Origin of the sequence: Mesorhizobium sp. M8A.F.Ca.ET.057.01.1.1, from assembly GCF_003952565.1 — a bacterium.
In the GTDB taxonomy this organism is placed as follows: domain Bacteria; phylum Pseudomonadota; class Alphaproteobacteria; order Rhizobiales; family Rhizobiaceae; genus Mesorhizobium.
Map to the genome: position 1 here is coordinate 4,795,695 of NZ_CP034454.1, position 20,093 is coordinate 4,815,787.

Genomic DNA, 20,093 nt, shown 5'->3' on the forward strand with positions numbered 1-20,093 from the left:
TATGACGGTCGCGGTTGAATCGGCAGCAACAGCAGCAACGGCAGGGGGCGACAGGGTTTCGCTGCTGAGGGTTCTTGGACCCGCCCATGTCTGGGCGCTCGGCGTTGGCATCGTTCTGGTCGGCGAATTCACGGGCTGGAATTTCGCGGCGGACAAGGGCGGGGCGCTCGCCGCGCTGATCGTCTGCTGGATCGTCGGCCTACTCTATACATCGGTCGCCATGATCGATTCCGAGGTCACATCGACAGTCGCCGCCGCCGGCGGCCAGTACGCCCAGGCCAAGCACATTGTCGGGCCGCTGATGGCCTTCAATGTCGCGCTGTTCCTGGTGTTTGCCTACACGATGCTGGAAGTGTCCGACGCCATCCTGCTCGGCGACACGATCGTCGCCAAGGCCGGAGTCGAAGGGCTAACCCACAACTCCTTCATCGCCGCGACCATCGTGGTGCTGGCCTGGCTCAACTATCGCGGCGTGCTGATGACGCTCAACGTCAACTTCGTCATCACGGCAATCGCCTATGTCTCGATCGTCGTCCTGTTCTTCTCGGTCAGCCCGTGGACGCAAGGCGCGGTGCTGAAGCTCAACGAACTGGTCACTCCAGGCAACGCGCTGCCCTATGGCTGGATCGGCGTCATTGCCGCCTTCCAGTTCGGCATCTGGTACTATCTCGGCATCGAAGGCACCACGCAGGCGGCCGAAGAGGTGCGCTCGCCTGCACGCTCGCTGCCCTACGGCACGATGGCCGGCATGATCACGCTTCTGATCGCCGCCGCCATGACCTGGTATGTCTGCGCCTCGCTGATGCCCTGGGAATATCTCGGCATCACCTATTATCCGCTGTGGGATGCTGGCAAGCTGACCGGAAGCCCGCTGCTCGAGAACCTTCTGTTCATAGCGACGCTGCTCGCCGCGCTTGCCTCCGCCAATGGCTGTATCAACGACGCGGCACGCGCCTGGTTCTCGCTCGGCCGCGACCGCTATCTGCCGAGCTGGTTCTCGGCGGTGCATCCGAAATACCGCACGCCCTACCGCTCGATCCTGTTCCTGCTGCCGATCGCGCTGGCCTTCGCCTTCATCGCCGATCTCAACCAGGCGATTACCTTCTCGATCCTGTCGGGCGTCCTGCAGTACACTTTCATGAGCATCAACATCATGATGTTCCGCAAGAAGTGGCCGCTGGGGTCGATCCGCCGCGGCTACACGCACCCCTTCCATCCGCTGCCGGCAATCGTGCTGTTCTGCCTGTGCGTGGTGACCTTCTTCGCCATCTTCCTCGGCTTCGGCTCGCAGCTGATCGCCATGGTCGCCTTCTATTTCCTGATTTCGCTGTGGTTCCATTTCTACCGCTACAAATTCGTGCGGCGTGGCGACCAGTTCACCATGCCGTGGCCGAAACCGCAGGGCTATTGATGGGAGTAGGCCCGTCCAGGATCTGGACGGGCCTTGCACGATAATATGTCCGAGGTGACTTCAGCACTGCTTGCCGGGGCAATTGTCCTGGCTCTCGTCCTTCACTTTGCGTGGCTGGCACGCCGCAGCCGCGACAGGGCCTCGGCCGCGCTCGCCGCCGACGAGGCAAGCATTCGCACCGTCGTCGCGGACGTGGCCAATGTCTCGGAGGGCACCGCCGGCGTCATCACCTGGGAAGGATCGTGGAACGGCCAACATGTCCAGTTGCGCACCATCGTCGATACGCTGGCGACACGAAAGCTCCCCGCGCGCTGGCTGTCGGTGTCCATTACCGAAAAGGTCGCGGTGCCAGCCGTTTTCGACATGATGATGCGGCCGGGCTCGCCGACGACATTCTCCAATTTCGATCATCTGGATCATACGCTGCCGAAAGCTCCGGGATTTCCAGCCGAAGCGGTGCTGCGGACGGACCGCAGAGGCACGCGTTTCCCGCAAGGCATCATCGCCAGTCATCTCGAACCCTTTGCGGATGGCCGCGCCAAGGAGCTGCTGATCACGCCAAACGGAGTGCGCATCGTGTGGCTGCTGGCCGAGGCCGAGCGGGCACGCTACGGGGTCTTCCGGCAGGCCGCGTTCGGTGACACGCGTATCGATGCGACGCTGATCGAAGGACTGCTCGTATCTCTCTCGAAGCTGCGCGACGCCATCAACCGAAGCGAACGGCAGGCCGCATGAGCACTTCAAACGCTTCGCCGGCACCAGTGAGCCCTTATCTCGTCCTGGGCGCCGCAATCGTGCTGCCGGCAAGCGGTCATGTCATTCTTGGCGTACCCGTGCGCGGCCTGCAGTTCCTTTTCTTCATGGTCATCCTGGCCTGGGTGACCGCCAAGATTTCGCCGCCGGATGCCAGCTTCGTTGGCCGTCACGCCGGCGGCGTCCTGATCTATGCGCTCTCCATCCTCGACGCCTACAAGATCGCCCGTATCCGTACCGCCAAATGGGCTCATAATGCCCGACCGGAGGGCGATGTTACGCAGAATGGCATTGAGCTGCATACGTAACCAGAGGAAAATTTTTTCATCCCATTGAATTCAAGGATTTCATTCGGTACATCATCTCTAGTCACAAACGTCGGGAGGCTGACATGTGCGGAATCGTTGGACTTTTCCTGAAGGACAAGGCGCTGGAACCGAAGCTCGGCGCGATGCTGTCGGAGATGCTGGTATCGCTCAGCGATCGCGGCCCCGACAGCGCCGGCATCGCCATCTATGGCGCGACATCGGGCAACGAGGCCAAGATCACCATCCAGTCACCGAAGCCTGACCGCGATTTCCGCGGGCTGGACGCCGAACTCGCCAAGGCTCTCGGAGCGCCGGTGAGCATTGCGGTGAAATCGACACATGCGGTGGTCAGGACCACGCCCGACAAGGTCGACGCGGCGCGTGAAGCCCTTCAGTCGCTCAGGCCCGATGTCCGCATCATGGGCGCCGGCGAGGCGGTTGAAATCTACAAGGAAGTCGGCCTGCCGGAAGCCGTCGTCGATCGCTTCGATGTCCGCAAGATGACCGGCACGCATGGCATCGGCCACACCCGCATGGCGACGGAATCGGCGGTGACGACGATGGGCGCGCATCCCTTCTCGACCGGCGCCGACCAGTGCCTGGTGCACAATGGTTCGCTGTCCAACCACAACAATGTCCGCCGCGAACTGGTGCGCGAAGGCATGAAATTCGAGACCGAGAACGATACCGAGGTGGCGGCGGCCTACCTTTCCTCGCAAATGGCGCATGGCAAGAACCTCGGCGAGGCACTGGAAGGCACGCTCTCCGACCTCGACGGCTTCTTCACCTTCGTCGTCGGCACCAAGAATGGTTTTGGCGTGGTGCGCGATCCGATCGCCTGCAAGCCCGCCGTCATGGCCGAGACCGGCCAATATGTCGCCTTCGGCTCGGAATATCGCGCGCTGACCAAACTGCCCGGCATAGACAATGCGAGGGTCTGGGAACCGGAGCCCGCAACCGTTTATTTCTGGGAGCATTGAGTTCATGCCGGCAACCTCCAAGGCTACGCGCGAAAGCCATGCGCGCGTCTTCGACCTCGACGTCCTGTCGCTGCGCGAACTCAACCAGGCGCTCCACAAGCTGGCTCCCGGTTCGAACGAGACGGCGTGGGAAGTGCTCAACCCGAAAGGCAACCACTCGGTCGCCGTCGGCGTCGACCAGCCCGTCAGCATCGATGTGCGCGGCAGCGTCGGCTATTACTGCGGCGGCATGAATTCGGGCAGCGCCATCACCGTGCACGGCTCGGCCGGCCCGGGCGTCGGCGAGAACATGATGGCGGGTTCGATAACTGTCAAAGGCGACGCCAGCCAGTATGCCGGCGCCACCGGCAAGGGCGGGCTGCTGGTCATCGAAGGCAATGCCTCCTCGCGCTGCGGCATCTCGATGAAGGGCATCGACATCGTCGTGCACGGCAATATCGGCCACATGTCGGCCTTCATGGCGCAGTCCGGCAATCTCGTGGTTTTGGGCGATGCCGGCGACGCGCTGGGCGATTCCATCTACGAGGCGCGGCTTTTCGTGCGCGGCAAGGTCGATAGTCTGGGCGCCGACTGCATCGCCAAGGAGATGCGGCCCGAGCATCTGGAATTGCTGCAGGGTCTGCTCGACCGCGCCGGCGTGACCGGTGTCAAGCCGTCGGAGTTCAAGCGCTACGGCTCGGCGCGCACGCTCTACAATTTCAATATCGACAACGCCGACGCGTATTGAGGCAAGATGACGTACCGCAACCCGCCGACGACACCGCGCAAATCCGCGACCTTCGACGACTACACGCTTTCCGAAATCCGCCGCGCCGCGGCGACCGGCATCTACGATATCAGAGGTGCCGGCGCCAAACGCAAGCTGCCGCATTTCGATGACCTCCTGTTCCTCGGCGCCTCGATCTCGCGCTATCCGCTGGAAGGCTATCGCGAGCGCTGCGACACATCCGTGGTGCTGGGGTCGCGCCATGCGAAGAAGCCGATCGAACTGAAGATTCCGATCACCATCGCCGGCATGAGCTTCGGCTCGCTGTCCGGCCCGGCGAAGGAAGCACTCGGGCGCGGCGCGACGCTGTCCGGCACCTCGACTACGACCGGCGATGGCGGCATGACCGAGGAAGAGCGCGGCCATTCCAAGCAACTGGTCTATCAGTACCTGCCGTCGCGCTACGGCATGAACCTGCGCGACCTGCGCCGCGCCGACGCCATCGAGGTGGTCGTTGGCCAGGGCGCCAAGCCCGGCGGCGGCGGCATGCTGCTCGGCCAGAAGATTTCCGACCGTGTCGCCGAAATGCGCACGCTGCCGAAAGGCATCGACCAGCGCTCTGCCTCGCGCCACCCCGACTGGACCGGCCCGGACGATCTCGAGATCAAGATTCTCGAACTGCGCGAAATCACCGACTGGGAAAAACCGATCTACGTCAAGGTCGGCGGCGCCCGCCCCTATTATGACACAGCGCTCGCGGTGAAGGCCGGCGCCGATGTCGTCGTGGTCGACGGCATGCAGGGCGGCACGGCGGCGACGCAGGAAGTGTTCATCGAAAATGTCGGCCAGCCGACGCTCGCTTGCATCAGGCCGGCGGTGCAGGCGCTGCAGGACCTCGGCATGCACCGCAAGGTGCAGCTGATCGTCTCCGGCGGCATCCGCAACGGCGCCGATGTCGCCAAGGCGCTGGCGCTCGGCGTCGACGCGGTGTCGATCGGCACCGCGGCGCTCGTCGCGCTCGGCGACAATGATCCCCGCTGGGAGGCGGAGTACAACGAACTCGGCACCACGTCAGGCGCCTATGACGACTGGCATGAGGGCAAGGACCCTGCCGGCATCACCACGCAGGACCCGGAACTGATGAAGCGGGTGGACCCCGTAGCCGCCGGCCGCCGGCTGGCGAACTATCTCAAGGTGATGACGCTGGAGGCTCAAACCATCGCCCGCGCCTGCGGCAAGAACAGCCTGCACAATCTCGAACCCGAGGACCTCGTCGCATTGACGATCGAGGCAGCCGCCATGGCCGGCGTGCCGCTGGCCGGCACCAACTGGATACCGGGGAAGAACGGCTTCTAAAACACACCCGAAATACCATAAGCGAGGAACTATAATGGGGAACGATCTCGCCGCTTTCGCCAAAAAGAACGGCGTCAAATATTTCATGATTTCCTACACTGACCTGTTCAGTGGCCAGCGTGCCAAACTGGTGCCGGCGCAGGCGATCGCCGATATGCAGAAGGATGGTGCCGGCTTTGCCGGGTTCGCCACCTGGCTCGATCTGACGCCGGCGCATCCCGACATGCTGGCAGTGCCGGATCCGGACTCGGTCATCCAATTGCCGTGGAAACCGGAAGTCGCCTGGGTCGCCGCCAACTGCATCATGGACGACAAGGAGGTCGACCAGGCGCCGCGCAACACGCTGAAGCGGCTGATCGCCGAGGCAGCCGCCGACGGCATGCATGTCAAGACCGGCGTCGAAGCCGAGTTTTTCCTGATCTCGCCTGACGGCAAGGCGATCTCCGACGAATACGACACGGCATCGAAGCCTTGCTACGACCAGCAAGCCGTCATGCGCCGTTACGATGTCATCGCCGAGATCTGCGACCACATGCTGGCGCTCGGCTGGGGCGCCTACCAGAACGATCACGAGGACGCCAACGGCCAGTTCGAGATGAACTGGGCCTTCGACGACGCGCTGCCGACCGCCGACAAGCATTCCTTCTTCAAGTTCATGGTCAAGTCGATCGCGGAAAAGCATGGTCTGCGCGCCACCTTCATGCCCAAGCCCTTCCTGGGCCTGACCGGCAATGGCTGCCATGCCCACATCTCTGTCTGGGACAAATCAGGCAAGACCAATGTCTTCGCCGACAATTCGATGGAGCTTGGCCTGTCGGCCAAGGGCAAGAACTTCCTCGGCGGCATCATGAAGCACGCCTCCGCACTCGCCGCGATCACCAACCCGACGGTTAATTCCTATAAGCGCATCAACGCCCCGCGCACCATTTCGGGTGCGACCTGGGCGCCGAACACGGTGACCTGGACCGGCAACAACCGCACCCACATGGTGCGCGTGCCCGGCCCTGGACGTTTCGAATTGCGCCTGCCGGATGGCGCGGCCAACCCCTATCTCCTGCAGGCGGTCATCATCGCCGCCGGCCTCGACGGCATCCGTTCGAAGGCCGATCCGGGCAAGCGCTACGACATCGACATGTACCAGCATGGCCACACGGTGAAGGGCGCGCCGAAACTGCCGCTCAACCTGCTCGACGCCTTGCGCGAGTTCGACAGGGACAAATCGCTCAAGGCGGCGCTGGGTGAGGAATTCTCGTCGGCATATCTAAAGCTGAAGCACCAGGAATGGAATTCCTATGCTTCGCACTTCACGCAATGGGAGCGCGACCACACGCTGGACATTTGATCGTCCTGGCGGTGCGAGCGACCTCGGAATGAACGTATGAAATACTCGATCTTCTCGCTCGCGCGCGCCGCTCTTTCCGGCCACAAAAACTGGCAACGCACCTGGCGCGACGCCGCGCCGAAGGACCGCTACGACGTGGTGATCATCGGCGGCGGCGGCCATGGGCTCGCCACCGCCTGGTTCCTGGCCAGCGAGTTCGGCATCAAGAATGTCGCGGTGCTGGAAAAGGGCTGGATCGGCTCCGGCAATGCCGGCCGCAACACCACCATCATCCGCTCCAATTACGGCCTGCCCGGCAACACCGGCTTCTACGAATTGTCGATGAAGCTGTGGGAGCGGATGGAGCAGGACCTCAACTACAACGCCATGGTCAGCCAGCGCGGCGTTCTCAATCTCTATCATTCCGACGCGCAGCGCGATGCCTATGCGCGGCGCGGCAACACCATGCGCATCAACGGCATCGATGCCGAACTGCTCGACCAGCCGGCGCTGAAGAAGATGCTGCCGTTCCTGAACTTCGACCATGCGCGCTTCCCGGTGCAAGGCGGGCTGCTACAACGGCGCGGCGGTACGGCGCGCCACGATGCGGTGGCCTGGGGCTACGCCCACGCTGCCAGCGAACTTGGCGTCGACATCATCCAGAATTGCGAAGTCACCGGCTTTGTCAGGGACGCGAACGGCAAGGTGACCGGCGTCGAGACCTCGCGCGGCAGGATCGGCGCCGGCAAGGTCGGCATGGCGGTTGCCGGCTCTTCCTCGCGCGTCGCTGATATGGCGGGCCTGCGGCTGCCGATCGAAAGCCATGTGCTGCAGGCCTTCGTCTCCGAGGCCATCAAGCCGCTCATCCCCGGCGTCATGACGTTTGGCGCCGGACATTTCTATGTCAGCCAGTCCGACAAGGGCGGCCTCGTCTTCGGCGGCGACATCGACGGCTACAATTCCTACGCCCAGCGCGGCAATCTGCCTGTGATGGAGGATGTCTGCGAGGGCGGCATGGCGATCATCCCGATGATCGGCCGCGTGCGGCTGTTGCGCCAGTGGGGCGGCATCATGGACATGTCGATGGACGGCTCGCCGATCATCGACAAGACACCGGTCGAAGGGCTCTATCTCAATGCCGGCTGGTGCTATGGCGGCTTCAAGGCGACACCCGGCTCGGGCCTTGTCTTCGCCCATCTGATCGCGCGCGATGAATCGCACAAGGAGGCCGCGCGCTTCCGCCTCGACCGGTTCCAGCGCGGCGCCATGATCGACGAAAAGGGCCAGGGCGCCCAACCGAACCTGCACTGAAGGCGGCTGGAACCATGCGCATTACCTGTCCCTTCTGCGGCGAACGCGAACTTGGCGAATTCACCTATCTCGGCGACGCCAAGCCGGTGCGACCGGCGGCCGACGCCGGCGAGGGCGCCGTCTATGACTATGTCTATCTGCGCGACAATATCGCCGGCGTGATGGACGAGAACTGGTATCACGGCGGCGGCTGCCGGGCCTGGCTGAAGGTCACCCGCAACACGCTGACGCACGAGATTTCGGCCGTTGAGCCGGCGGCGGGCGCAGGCGCCGCCAAGGTTGGTGCATGATGGCCAGTAATCAGTCAAACCGGCTCGCCAATGGCGGTCTCGTCGACCGTTCGGCGCCGCTGAATTTCACTTTCGACGGCAAGAGCTACTGCGGCTTCAAAGGCGACACGCTTGCCTCGGCACTGGTTGCCAACGGCGTCAAGCTGGTCGGCCGCTCGTTCAAGTATCACCGCCCGCGCGGCATCCTGACGGCGGGGTCGGAAGAGCCCAACGCGTTGGTCGAACTGCGCAGCGGCGCGCGGCGCGAGCCGAACACCAAGGCGACGACGGCCGAACTTTATGAAGGTCTTGAGGCCGCCAGCCAGAACCGCTGGCCGTCGCTCAATTTCGACGTCATGTCGGTCAACCAGCTGTTCGCGCCGATCTTCGTCGCCGGCTTCTACTACAAGACCTTCATGTGGCCGGCGAAGTTCTGGGAAGCGATCTACGAGCCGGCAATCCGACGTGCCGCCGGCCTCGGCCGCGCCGCCGGCATCGCCGATCCCGACCACTACGACAAGGCGTGGGCGCATTGCGATGTGCTGATCGCCGGCTCGGGCCCGACCGGCCTCGCGGCCGCACTGGCCGCGGGCCGCACGGGTGCGCGCGTCATCCTGTGCGAGGAGGATTTTACCCCGGGCGGCCGCCTGCTTGCCGATGGCGGTACGATCGACGGCATGCCGGCGGCCGAATGGCTTTCACAGACGCTGGCTGAACTTGGCTCCCTGCCCGACGTGCGCATCATGACCCGCACGACGCTGTTCGGTGTCTATGATGGCGGCACCTATGGCGCGATCGAGCGCGTCAACGACCACGTGCCCTCGCCGCCCGAGCATCAGGTGCGGCAGCGTCTGTGGCGGATCGTGGCCAAGCGCTGCGTCGTCGCGGCAGGCGCGCTCGAACGGCCGATCGTCTTTGCCGGCAACGACACGCCGGGCGTGATGATGGCATCCGCCATGCGCAGCTATATCGGGCGCTATGCCGCGACGCCGGCGAAGCGCATCGCGCTCTTCACCAACAACGAGGATGGCTGGCGCACGGTTGAGACCGCACTTGGTGCCGGCTTGCAAGTGGCGGCCGTGATCGACGCGCGCGCGGAGATTTCGCCGGCGCATCGTTCGCTTGCCAGCAAGGGCGGCTTTCCCGTTCTGCATGGCTCGGTCAGAGGCATCGATGGCGGCAAGAGTGGCGTGCGCAAGATTTCGGTCTCGCTCCCCGGCGGCGCGCGTGCCGAAGTGGAAGCCGAAGGGCTTGCCGTTTCCGGCGGCTGGAACCCGACCGTTGGGCTCACCTCCTACCATCGCGGCCGGCCGAAATGGCGCGACGACATCGCCGCCTTCGTGCCGGATGGCGCACCGCCCGGCATGGTCGCAGCGGGCGCCGCCAACGGCGCCTTCGGACTCGGCGCCTGCCTGCGCGAAGGGTTCGAGGCAGGTGCCGCCGCCGCGCGCGATGCAGGGCGAAGCGGCAGTGCGGGTTCGATGCTGGTGGCCGATGACGAGGCCTTTTCGCTGACGCCGCTGTGGCATGTCGCAGGCAAAGGCAAAGCCTTCGTCGACCAGCAGCATGACGTCACCGCATCCGACATCGAGCTGGCGCAGCGTGAGGGTTTTGAATCGGTCGAGCACCTGAAGCGCTACACCACGCTTGGCATGGCGACCGACCAGGGCAAGACCTCGAATGTCGCCGGCCTCGCCATCATGGCGGCGGTCACGGGCAAGTCCATTCCCGAGACGGGCACCACGATCTATCGCCCGCCTTACGTGCCTGTCGCCATCGGCGCCTTTGCCGGCCACCACCGCGACGAGAATTTTCATGCGACACGGCTGACGCCGTCGCATCACTGGGCGGCCGAGCAAGGTGCGATCTTTGTCGACACCGGTTTATGGAAACGGGCACAGTGGTACCCCCGCGCCGGCGAGAAGGACTGGCTGGAATCGGTGACCCGCGAGGTCAAGGCTGTGCGCGGCGGCGTCGGCTTCTGCGATGTCTCGACACTGGGCAAGATCGACGTGCACGGCGCGGATGCCGGCGCCTTCCTCGACCGCGTCTACATCAACACCTTCTCCAATCTTGCCGTCGGCAAGGCGCGCTATGGGCTGATGCTGCGCGAGGACGGCATCGTCTATGATGACGGCACCACGTCGCGGCTGGCCGAGGACCACTATTTCCTGACCACCACGACGGCCAAGGCCGGGCTGGTGATGCAGCATCTCGAGTTCTGCCGGCAGGTGCTGTTTCCGGAACTCGATGTCCAGCTGACTTCGGTCTCCGACCAGTGGGCGCAGTTCTCCATTGCCGGACCCAAGACCCGCGATCTGTTGAAAGAGATCGTCGATCCTTCGGAAGATCTCTCCAACGAAGGTTTCCCCTTCATGGGCGCGCGCGAAGTCGCGTTGCGCGGCGGCGTCAAAGCGCGGCTGTTCCGCATCTCCTTCTCCGGTGAAATGGCGTTCGAGATTTCGGTGCCGGCGCGCTACGGCGAGGCGATGGCCCGCAATCTGATGGTTGCGGGCAAGCCGTTCGGCGTGACGCCTTACGGCACCGAGGCGCTCGGCGTCATGCGCATCGAAAAGGGCCATGTCGCGGGCCCGGAACTCAGTGGCACGACAACCGCGGCCGATCTCGGCCTCGGCAAGATGATGTCGACCAAGAAGGATTTCATCGGCCGCGTCATGGCCGGACGCGAGGCGCTGATTGCAGCGGACCGGCAGGTGGTCGTCGGCATCAAGCCGACCGATAAGGCGCGACGGCTACGCTCCGGCGCACACATCATCCCGAAGGGACAGACACCCGGGCCTGATAACGACCAGGGCTATATCACCTCGGTCTGCTTCTCGCCGATATCAGACCAATGGATCGGGCTTGCCCTTGTCGAGCGCGGCCGTGAGCGAATCGGCGAGATCGTGCGTGCGCACGATCCGCTGCGCGGCGAGGACTATGACGTCGAGATTTGCAATCCCGTCTTCTACGATCCGGATGGAGGGCGCCAGCGTGGCTGAGTTTTCGTGGGAGACCCGCAGCCCGCTTGATCGCGCACTCGTTGCCGGGCCTCATGGCGCGAGCGGCGATGCCGGCGTGTCGCTGACCGAGATCCGCAATTTCGACCTCGTCCAGGTAATGGCGCGGCGTGGCAAGGCGGCTGAGATGGCCGAGGCGGCCAAGGCTCGCTTTGGCGTTGCTGCTCCGGAAACGCCGAACGCGGTTGGCGCGCCGGATGCCACGTTGATCTGGTCGGGGCCTGATCAGTTTTTCGTACTGTCTAAGGGCGGCAAGCATGCAGCGGGTGCACTTGCCCAAGCGTTTGCGACCTCTGCTTCGCTGTCCGACCAATCGCATGCGCGGGTGCTGATCGGCATCTCCGGCGCCAAGGCGCGCGCGATGCTCGCCAAGCTCGCGTCGATCGATCTGCACGCCGAAGCATTCGCGATTGGCGAGGCTGCCGCAACCTCGATGGATCACACCAGCGTCACGCTCTGGCGTGGGAACGATCGAGACGGACTGGCCGTGTTCAACGTTCTGGTATTCGCGACTTTTGCCGAAAGCCTGTGGCACACGATGCTGGACTCGGGTGCCGAGTATGGAATCGAGATCGGGCATTCGGAGGAAATGGCGTAGCGCCTGCATACGCTTCTTCCTTCTCCCCTTGTGGGAGAAGGTGGATCGGCGCGCAGCGCCGAGACGGATGAGGGGTGGTCCAGCGGAGTGAGACGTTGGCGTTCCCTGGAGCACCCCTCATCCGACCTCGCTTCGCGAGGCCCACAAGGGGAGAAGGGAAGATCAGGCGGCGCCTTGCCAAAAGCGACCACCCTGCTATTCTCTCAGCGAAAATAATTTCACACACAGGCAAACTTGTTTCTCGAACCGCAAGGCTGAGATGAGCCAGTCGCCCTACCCCGCCGTGACAGCCGGACCGCCCAGGCCAAGTCTCATCCTGAGGCCTGGCCAGATCGCGCTGCCGGCCGGCATGGAGCGCTATACCGTACAGGGCAATGGCGCGGTACTGATCGAGGTCGAGGCCGGCGATACGATCACGGTGCGCAATACCGAGGGCGGCCAGGCCTGCGAGTTGCTGGCCTGGGACACGTCGGGCGTCACCGACGCCGGCATTCTCGGTGAAAAATCCAATAGTAATGCCGCCGGCATCAAGGCGCTGCTCACCGAGGGGGATGACAGCATCGCATCGCTGCGCCGCGCCCTCGAGCGCCGGCAGGTACAACTCGATCAGCCCAAGGCGGTGCGCGTGTTCGGCGCCGCCACGCCGGCTGGTACGGAACAGGCTTTCGCGATCGCGCGCGATGGCTCGATGGTCATTGCCGCGCCCGGCGGGCCGATGCTGGTCGACGGCCATGACGCGGCGACGCCGCTCAGCGTCATCGTGTGGCGCAACACGATCCGCCTGAAAACAAAATCTCGGCTTGCCGATCCACTGGCCGATCCGGTGCTTGATCTGCGCGTCCATTCGGCGACGGCCGAATCCTATTTCGTCAAGGCGGGCGATTATCTGCAGATCATCGATGTCGACGGGCGCCAGTGCACCGACTTCCAGTGTTTTTCGGCGCGCAAGCTCGACAAGGGCCTCGACCATCCGCTCGACGTCACGACGACGCGCACACTGATGGGCGCGAGCTACCCGATGCCCGGCCTGCATTCGAAATACTACGACCAGGACATGGAGCCGCTGGTCGAGGTGGTGCAGGACACGTGCGGCCGGCACGACGCCTTCGCGCTCGCCTGTGCGGCGAAATATTACGACGACATCGGCTATCCCGGCCACACCAACTGCTCGGAGAACTTCAACCGCGCGCTGGACAGCAAGGGCGTCAACCCCCGCGCCGGCTGGATGGCGATCAACTTCTTCTTCAACACGGCGATCGACGCCCATGGCGTCATGGTGTCGGACGAGCCATGGTCGCGGGCCGGCGACTATGTTCTGCTCAAGGCGCTGACCGACATCGTCTGTGTCTCCTCCGCCTGCCCCGACGACACGACGCCTGCCAATGGCTGGGATCTGACCGACATCCACGTGCGGACCTATTCCGGCCAGCACAAATTCTCGCGAGCGATCGCCAGACGCATGACGCCCGATTCGGAACCGAAAATGACCCGCGAGACAGCCTTTCACCAGAGCTTTGCCAAACACACGCGCGACTTCGTCGAGTACAGGGGCTATTGGCTGGCCAATTCCTTCGCCAAAGAAGGGCTATCGCCGAATACTGGGCCTGCCGCCAGGACGCGGTGATCATGGACCTGTCGCCGCTGCGCAAATTCGAGGTCACCGGCCCGGATGCCGAAGCGCTGCTGCAATACACGCTGACGCGCGACGTCAAGAAACTCGGCGTCGGCCAGGTCGTCTACTCCGCCATGTGCTACGAGCATGGCGGCATGATCGACGACGGCACGCTGCTCAGGCTCGGCAAGGACAATTTCCGCTGGGTCGGTGGCGACGATCTGTCCGGCGAATGGCTGCGCGAGACGGCGACAAAGCTCGGCCTCAACGTGCTGGTGCGCTCGTCCACCGACCAGATGCACAACATCGCCGTGCAAGGGCCAAAGAGCCGCGACATCCTGAAACAGGTGATCTGGACCTCGCCGCTGCAGCCCTCGATCGAGGAACTCGAATGGTTCCGCTTTGCCGTCGCCAGGATCGGTGGCGGCAATGGCATCCCCATCGTCGTCTCGCGCACCGGCTATACCGGTGAACTCGGCTACGAGATCTGGTGCCATCCGCGCGACGCCGAAAAGGTGTTCGACGCCATCTGGGAAGCCGGCCAGCCGCATGGGCTGAAGCCGATGGGCCTGCAGGCGCTCGACATGGTGCGCATCGAGGCCGGGCTGATCTTCGCCGGTTACGAATTTTCCGACCAGACCGATCCGTTCGAGGCCGGTATCGGCTTTACCGTGCCGCTGAAGAGCAAGACCGACGATTTCATCGGCCGTGAGGCGCTGATCCGGCGCAAGGACCATCCGCAGACGAAGCTGGTCGGGCTCGACATAGACAGCAATGTCGCCGTCGGCCATGGCGACTGCGTCCATGTCGGCCGCGCCCAGATCGGCGTCGTCACGTCGGGCGTGCGCTCGCCGGTGCTGAACAAGAACATCGCGCTGGCGCGCCTCGACGTTACCCATGCCGCCATCGGCACAGAGGTCGAGATCGGCAAGCTCGACGGCCATGCCAAGCGGCTGCCGGCCCGGGTCGTCGCCTTTGCCCACTACGATCCGCAAAAGAGCAAACCACGCTCCTGACCTGCCCTTTTTGGGTTCGCAAAGCGCTCGCCGGCCATCCCGCCGGACGCTTTGTAATCCGCGCGCGCAAGCGTGATGTGCACGGTTTCACAAATCGCTTGACGTGACGGCGCGCCGGATCAATCTTCACTCTTAAGAAAAAAATACGACTGAGTGGAAACACTGCGGCCGGAACGGTCATTAGCCGGGGAGCAAGCTTCGCGTAGCCGAGGCATCGCTGGCGGGGAACATCGAAAAAGGGGAACTCATCGACATGAGCACGATAAGTACGGTCCTGGACCAGCCTGCCGAAAGCAAGCTGCTCAGGCATATCGACTGGCGCGGCGCCTTCTGGGTGGCGAGCGGCGTTCCGGCGCTGGTCCTGTTCTCGATCGGCGGCATTGCCGGCACGACGGGAAAGCTGGCCTTCCTGATCTGGACGGTGTCCATGATCATGGGCTTCCTGCAGTCCTTCACCTATGCCGAAATCGCCGGCCTGTTTCCGAACAAGTCCGGCGGCGCCTCGATCTACGGCGCCACGGCGTGGCTGCGCTACTCCAAGTTCATCGCGCCGCTGTCGGTGTGGTGCAACTGGTTCGCCTGGTCGCCGGTGCTGTCGCTCGGCTGCTCGATCGCGGCCGCCTATATCCTCAACGCGCTGGCGCCGGTGCCGCTGTTCACCGACTCCTCGCCCGAGGTGGTGGCCTACATCGCCGCGCATGCCGGAACGGTTCCCGCCGATGCCATCACCGCGGTGACCGCCGCCGCGACGCCGGCCATCCGTAACTGGACGCTGTGGAGCCACACGCTGGGCCCGGTGTCGTTCACGCTCAACGCCACTTTCTTCATCGGCGCGGTGCTGATGCTGATCATCTTCGCGATCCAGCATCGCGGCATCCTGGGCACCGCCAGCGTGCAGAAATATATCGGCCTGCTGGTCATCATCCCGATGCTGATTGTCGGCGTCGTGCCGATCTTCACCGGCCAGATCGACTGGGCGAACTTCTCGCCCCTGGTGCCGCTCGCCGCCGCCTACGCACCCGAGCCCGGCTCCTGGAATATCGCCGGCTGGACGCTCGCGCTCGGCGGAATGTTCATCGCAGCCTGGTCGACCTATGGGTTCGAGACCGCCGTCTGCTACACGTCGGAGTTCAAGAACCCCGGCACCGATACGTTCAAGGCCATCTTCTATTCCGGCCTGCTCTGCATGCTCTTATTCATCCTGGTGCCCTTCACCTTCCAGGGCGTACTGGGCCTGAACGGCATGCTGGCAACGCCGATCGTCGACGGCTCCGGCGTGGCCGACGCGCTGGCCGGCATGGTCGGCGGCGGCAAGATCATCCACAGCCTGCTTGTCATGCTGATGATCCTGGCGCTGGTGCTGTGCATCATGACGGCGATGGCCGGCTCCTCGCGCACGCTCTACCAGGGCTCGGTCGACGGCTGGCTGCCGCGCTATCTCAGCCACGTCAACGAACACGGCGCGCCGACGCGGGCCATGTGGACTGACCTCTGCTTCAACCTGGCGGTTCTGGCGATCGCCTCGGCCGACGCGACGAGCTTCTTCTTCATCCTCGCCGTGTCGAACTGCGGCTACATCATCTTCAACTTCCTCAACCTCAATGCCGGCTGGATCCACCGCATAGACAACGGCCATATCGTACGGCCGTGGAAAGCGCCTAGCTGGCTGTTGGGGATCGGGGCGATCTTCGCCTATGTCAACGCCATCTTCATGGGCGCAGGTGCCAAGGTGTGGAACCCGATGGCCCTGTGGGCCGGCCTGATCACCGCGGCGCTGATCATCCCAGTGTTCTGCTTCCGGCACTACATCCAGGACAAGGGCAAATTCCCGGACCACATGCTGGCCGACCTCGGCATGGCGGGAGCCGACCTCTCGGTCAAGAAGGCGGGCATGCTGCCCTATCTGACGCTGGTCGCCGGCGTGGCGGTCATGCTCATCGCCAATTGGGTATTCGTCATCTGACGGTCTGACCGCCAAGGCGGCCCAAGCCACTGCATCAGAAGAATCGGCCGGTCGCAAATCGACCGGCCGGTTTTTTCTTATTCCGCCGCCAAAGCCAATTGCGGCCGTTCGATGCCTTCGATCTCTGCTGGCTCCGGGGCCTGCTCGTCGGCCTTCGCCTTCTTCGGCTCGCGGCCGAAGAAGAGCGCATATCCCGCCGGCAGCACCAGGATGGTCAATACGGTGGCAACCAGGATGCCGCCCATCATGGCGTAGGCGAGCGGCCCCCAGAACACGGCGCGCGAGATCGGAATCAGTGCCAGCACCGCGGTCATCGCCGTCAGCACGATCGGCCTGAAGCGGCGCACCGCCGAGCCGATGATCGCTTCGGAACGGTCCATGCCCCTGGCGATGTCCTGGTCGATCTGGTCGACCAGGATGATCGAGTTGCGCATGATGATGCCGAGCAGCGCGATGACGCCGAGGATGGCGACGAAGCCGAATGGCGCGCCGCTGATCAGCAGAGCGGCGGCAGCACCGATGATGCCGAGCGGGCCGGTCGCCAGCACCAGCATCGCCTTGCCGAAGTTCTGCAGCTGGATCATCAGCAGCACGACGATGATGGCCAGCATGATCGGCGCCTTGGCGGCAATCGAAGCCTGGCTTTCGGCCGAATCCTCGGCCCCGCCCTGGATCTCGATCTTGTAACCGGGCGCCAGGCCGTCACGCAGACCCTGCATGTCCTTGTACATCTTGGTGACGACGTCGTTGGACTGCACGCCGTCGGGCAAAGTGGCGCGTACCGAGATGGTCGGCAGGCGGTCGCGGCGCCACTCTATGCCTTGCTCCAGCACAGGCACCACCTTGGCGACCTGCGACAGCGGCACGAAGCCGCCGAAATCGGTCGGGATGTAGACCGAGTCGACCGAGGACAGCAGGCTGCGGCTTGCATCCGGCTCGCGGGCGACGATGGACACCGTCTCCTCGCCGTCACGGAAATCGTCGAGCGGCGCGCCGGACATCGCGGCCTGCAGCATCTGGCGGATGCGCTGCGAGGTGACGCCGAGCGCACGGGCGCGATCCTGATCGATGACCAGCTTCATCGCCGGCACTGGCTCCAGCCAGTCGTCATGGACGGCGCCGAGAAGCGGATCCTGCCGGAATTTTGCCTTCACCTGGTCGGCGATGCGGCGCACCTCCTGACGATCCGGACCCATGACGCGCATCTGCACGGGCCAGCCCGTCGGCGGTCCGAGGAACAGGCGGTCGACCTTGGCACGAATCGACGGGAAATCCTGCGCCAGAACCGTGCGCAGCTTGACGATCAGCCGCTCACGGGCCGGCTCGTCATTGGCCATGACAAGCATCTGGGCGAAATTCGGGTTGCGCAGTTGCTGGTCGAGCGGCAGAAAGAAGCGCGGGGCGCCCTCGCCGATATAGGTGGCGATGAAACGCTTGTCCTTGTCGTCCATCATCTTGGCTTCCAGGGCCTTGGCCTGCGTCTCGACTTCCTTGATCGAGGTGCCTTCCGGCAGCCAGAGGTCGACGAGGATTTCGGGCCGAGACGATTGCGGGAAGAAGTTCTGCGGGATGAACTGGAAGGCCCACAGGCTGGTGCCGAAAGTCACCAGCGTCATGACCAGCACGATGATGCGGTGGCGCACCGCCCAGCCGACGGTCGAGCGAAGCCGGCGATAGAAACGCGTGTCGAAGGCATCGTGATGGGTGCCGGCATGCTTGCGCTGCTTGAGGATCATATGCCCCAGCCACGGCGTGAAATAGACCGCCACGAACCAGGACACGATCAGCGCGATGCCGACGACATAGAATAGGGTGCGCACATATTCGCCGGCCGTCGAGGCGGCGAAGCCGACCGGGATGAAGCCGGCGGTGGTGATTAGCGTGCCGGTCAGCATCGGGAAAGCGGTCGAGGAATAGGCGAAGCTCGCCGCCTCGATCTTGACCAACCCCTCCTCGAGCTTCCGCTCCATCATCTCGACGACGATCATGGCGTCGTCGACGAGCAAGCCGAGCGCGATGATCAGCGCGCCCAGCGAAATGCGCTGCAGGTCGATGCCGATTTCGTACATGATGGCGAATGTGGCGGCGAGCACCAGCGGTATGGCTATGGCGATCACCAGGCCCGAGCGCCAGCCGATCGACAGGAACGAGACGACGAGCACGATCAGCAGCGCCTCGCCGAGCGCATGCATGAATTCGGCGACCGCGTCGGTGACGACGCCCGGCTGGTCGGAAATCTGGTCGACCGAAACGCCATAGGGAAGCGCTTCCTCGAAGTGCTTGTAGGTCGCCTCGACATCCTTGCCGACATCGGTGACTTTAAAACCCTTGGCCATGACGACGCCAAGCTGCACGCTGTCGTGGCCATTGAAGCGGTATTTGCGCTGGAAGGGATCTTCCAGCCCCGAAGTGACGGTGGCGATGTCGCCCAGCCGGGTAACCTGGCCGCCGGCGCGCAGGCGCAATTCCCTGATGTCGGCGGCCTTGGCGACGTCGCCTTCGACCGAGATGCGCACCGAATTGACGCCTGTGTCGACAGAGCCGGCCGGATCGACGTTGTTCTGGCCCTTGATCGCGTTCTGCAGGTCGGTCAGCGTCAGGCCGCGTTCGGCCAGCGCCTTGGACGAGACGTCGATATAGAGTTTTTCCGGCTGGTCGCCGATGATGACGGCCTTCTCGACGCCTGATGTCGTCAACAGCATGTCGCGCGCCTGGATGGCGAACTTCTTCAGCTCCGGATAGGAGAAGCCCTCGCCACTTATCGAATGCAGCGTGATGAAGGTGTCACCGAACTCGTCGTTGAAATAGGGGCCGAGCAGGCCCTGCGGCAGGTCTCCCTGGATATCGCCGACCTTCTTGCGCACCTGATAGAAAGCATCCGTCACTTCGGCGGCGTTGGTGTCGCCCTTGATCTGGACGGTGATGATGGCGCTGCCGGCGCGGGTGAAGGAGCGTACGAAGTCGAGATGTGGCGTCTCCTGCAATTTGCGCTCGATCTTGTTGACGACCTGGTCTTCCATCTCCTGGATCGAGGAGCCCGGCCAGATCGCCTGCACGACCATGACGCGGAAGGTGAAATCGGGATCCTCCTTCTGGCCCATGCGCATCAGGCCGAGCCCGCCGGCGATGATGATCAGCCCGAACAGGAAGCGCGCAATGGACGGATGGCCAATTGCCCAACGAGAGAGATTGAAGGGCCGCTTTTCTTCAGTGGAGGTCGTCATCGGTGCTGGTCCACTTTGCTTGGTTGCCGGCGCCCTTGTGCTTCGAGGAAGGTGCTTCGAAGAAGCGCGGCGCGCGAAACGAAATCATCTGCGTTCGATACTGGTTTCCGGGCGGCGTCGCTCTTCGAGCGGAGAGACACTCATCGCGGTGGGACGCGAGGATCGATGCGGGGGTACATCGGCCTTGACGTCTCGACCTTCGGGCACGCCGCCCGGAAACCTGCGGCCGCGGGAACGCGCGGCCG

At 63.9% G+C, this 20,093-nt stretch carries 13 protein-coding genes and 1 pseudogene; 13 read left to right on the forward strand and 1 reads right to left on the reverse strand.

Going from position 1 to position 20,093, the window contains the following annotated elements; all coding sequences use genetic code 11:
• Window position 1 precedes the first annotated feature (1 nt).
• From EJ077_RS22940 to EJ077_RS23000, 13 genes and pseudogenes are all read left to right on the forward strand, one after another.
• Window positions 2-1,411, forward strand: a complete 1,410-nt coding sequence (locus EJ077_RS22940; RefSeq protein ID WP_208696508.1) for an APC family permease — start codon at window positions 2-4, stop codon at window positions 1,409-1,411.
• A gap of 45 nt (window positions 1,412-1,456) precedes the next feature.
• Window positions 1,457-2,146, forward strand: a complete 690-nt coding sequence (locus EJ077_RS22945) for a hypothetical protein (RefSeq protein ID WP_208696511.1) — start codon at window positions 1,457-1,459, stop codon at window positions 2,144-2,146.
• Window positions 2,143-2,472: a hypothetical protein gene (locus EJ077_RS22950; protein WP_208696513.1), complete on the forward strand. Its 330-nt coding sequence runs from the start codon at window positions 2,143-2,145 to the stop codon at window positions 2,470-2,472. Before EJ077_RS22945 ends, EJ077_RS22950 begins: the two co-directional genes overlap by 4 nt.
• A gap of 83 nt (window positions 2,473-2,555) precedes the next feature.
• On the forward strand, window positions 2,556-3,452 hold the full coding sequence (locus EJ077_RS22955) for a class II glutamine amidotransferase (RefSeq protein WP_208696515.1): 897 nt from the start codon (window positions 2,556-2,558) through the stop codon (window positions 3,450-3,452).
• Window positions 3,453-3,456: 4 nt separating this feature from the next.
• Window positions 3,457-4,179 carry a GXGXG domain-containing protein gene (locus EJ077_RS22960; RefSeq protein WP_208696517.1) on the forward strand — a complete coding sequence of 241 codons (723 nt, stop codon included), beginning with the start codon at window positions 3,457-3,459 and terminating at the stop codon, window positions 4,177-4,179.
• A gap of 6 nt (window positions 4,180-4,185) precedes the next feature.
• Window positions 4,186-5,514 carry an FMN-binding glutamate synthase family protein gene (locus tag EJ077_RS22965; protein ID WP_015318914.1) on the forward strand — a complete coding sequence of 443 codons (1,329 nt, stop codon included), beginning with the start codon at window positions 4,186-4,188 and terminating at the stop codon, window positions 5,512-5,514.
• Window positions 5,515-5,548: 34 nt separating this feature from the next.
• Window positions 5,549-6,856 (forward strand): type III glutamate--ammonia ligase, encoded by a 1,308-nt coding sequence (glnT, locus tag EJ077_RS22970; protein ID WP_208696519.1) that lies wholly within the window; start codon window positions 5,549-5,551, stop codon window positions 6,854-6,856.
• 36 nt (window positions 6,857-6,892) lie between these two features.
• Window positions 6,893-8,146, forward strand: coding sequence for a sarcosine oxidase subunit beta family protein (locus EJ077_RS22975; protein WP_208696521.1), 1,254 nt, complete (start codon window positions 6,893-6,895; stop codon window positions 8,144-8,146).
• Between the two features lie 14 nt (window positions 8,147-8,160).
• The gene (locus tag EJ077_RS22980) at window positions 8,161-8,436 is read left to right on the forward strand and encodes a sarcosine oxidase subunit delta (protein ID WP_208696523.1); all 276 of its coding nucleotides are present in this window, start codon (window positions 8,161-8,163) and stop codon (window positions 8,434-8,436) included.
• A complete protein-coding gene (locus EJ077_RS22985; RefSeq protein ID WP_208703100.1) occupies window positions 8,436-11,417 on the forward strand; it encodes a sarcosine oxidase subunit alpha in 2,982 nt (993 codons plus the stop codon). The genes EJ077_RS22980 and EJ077_RS22985 overlap by 1 nt, the downstream gene beginning before the upstream one ends.
• A complete protein-coding gene (locus EJ077_RS22990; protein ID WP_208703101.1) occupies window positions 11,410-12,033 on the forward strand; it encodes a sarcosine oxidase subunit gamma in 624 nt (207 codons plus the stop codon). The genes EJ077_RS22985 and EJ077_RS22990 overlap by 8 nt, the downstream gene beginning before the upstream one ends.
• Before the next feature lie 259 nt (window positions 12,034-12,292).
• A pseudogene (locus EJ077_RS22995) lies at window positions 12,293-14,661 on the forward strand (DUF1989 domain-containing protein).
• A 253-nt stretch (window positions 14,662-14,914) separates the two neighbouring features.
• On the forward strand, window positions 14,915-16,624 hold the full coding sequence (locus EJ077_RS23000) for an APC family permease (RefSeq protein ID WP_208696525.1): 1,710 nt from the start codon (window positions 14,915-14,917) through the stop codon (window positions 16,622-16,624).
• Window positions 16,625-16,701: 77 nt separating this feature from the next.
• Here EJ077_RS23000 and EJ077_RS23005 read toward each other — a convergent pair whose 3' ends face one another.
• Window positions 16,702-19,848 carry an efflux RND transporter permease subunit gene (locus EJ077_RS23005; RefSeq protein WP_208696527.1) on the reverse strand — a complete coding sequence of 1,049 codons (3,147 nt, stop codon included), beginning with the start codon at window positions 19,846-19,848 and terminating at the stop codon, window positions 16,702-16,704.
• Window positions 19,849-20,093: the final 245 nt, after the last annotated feature.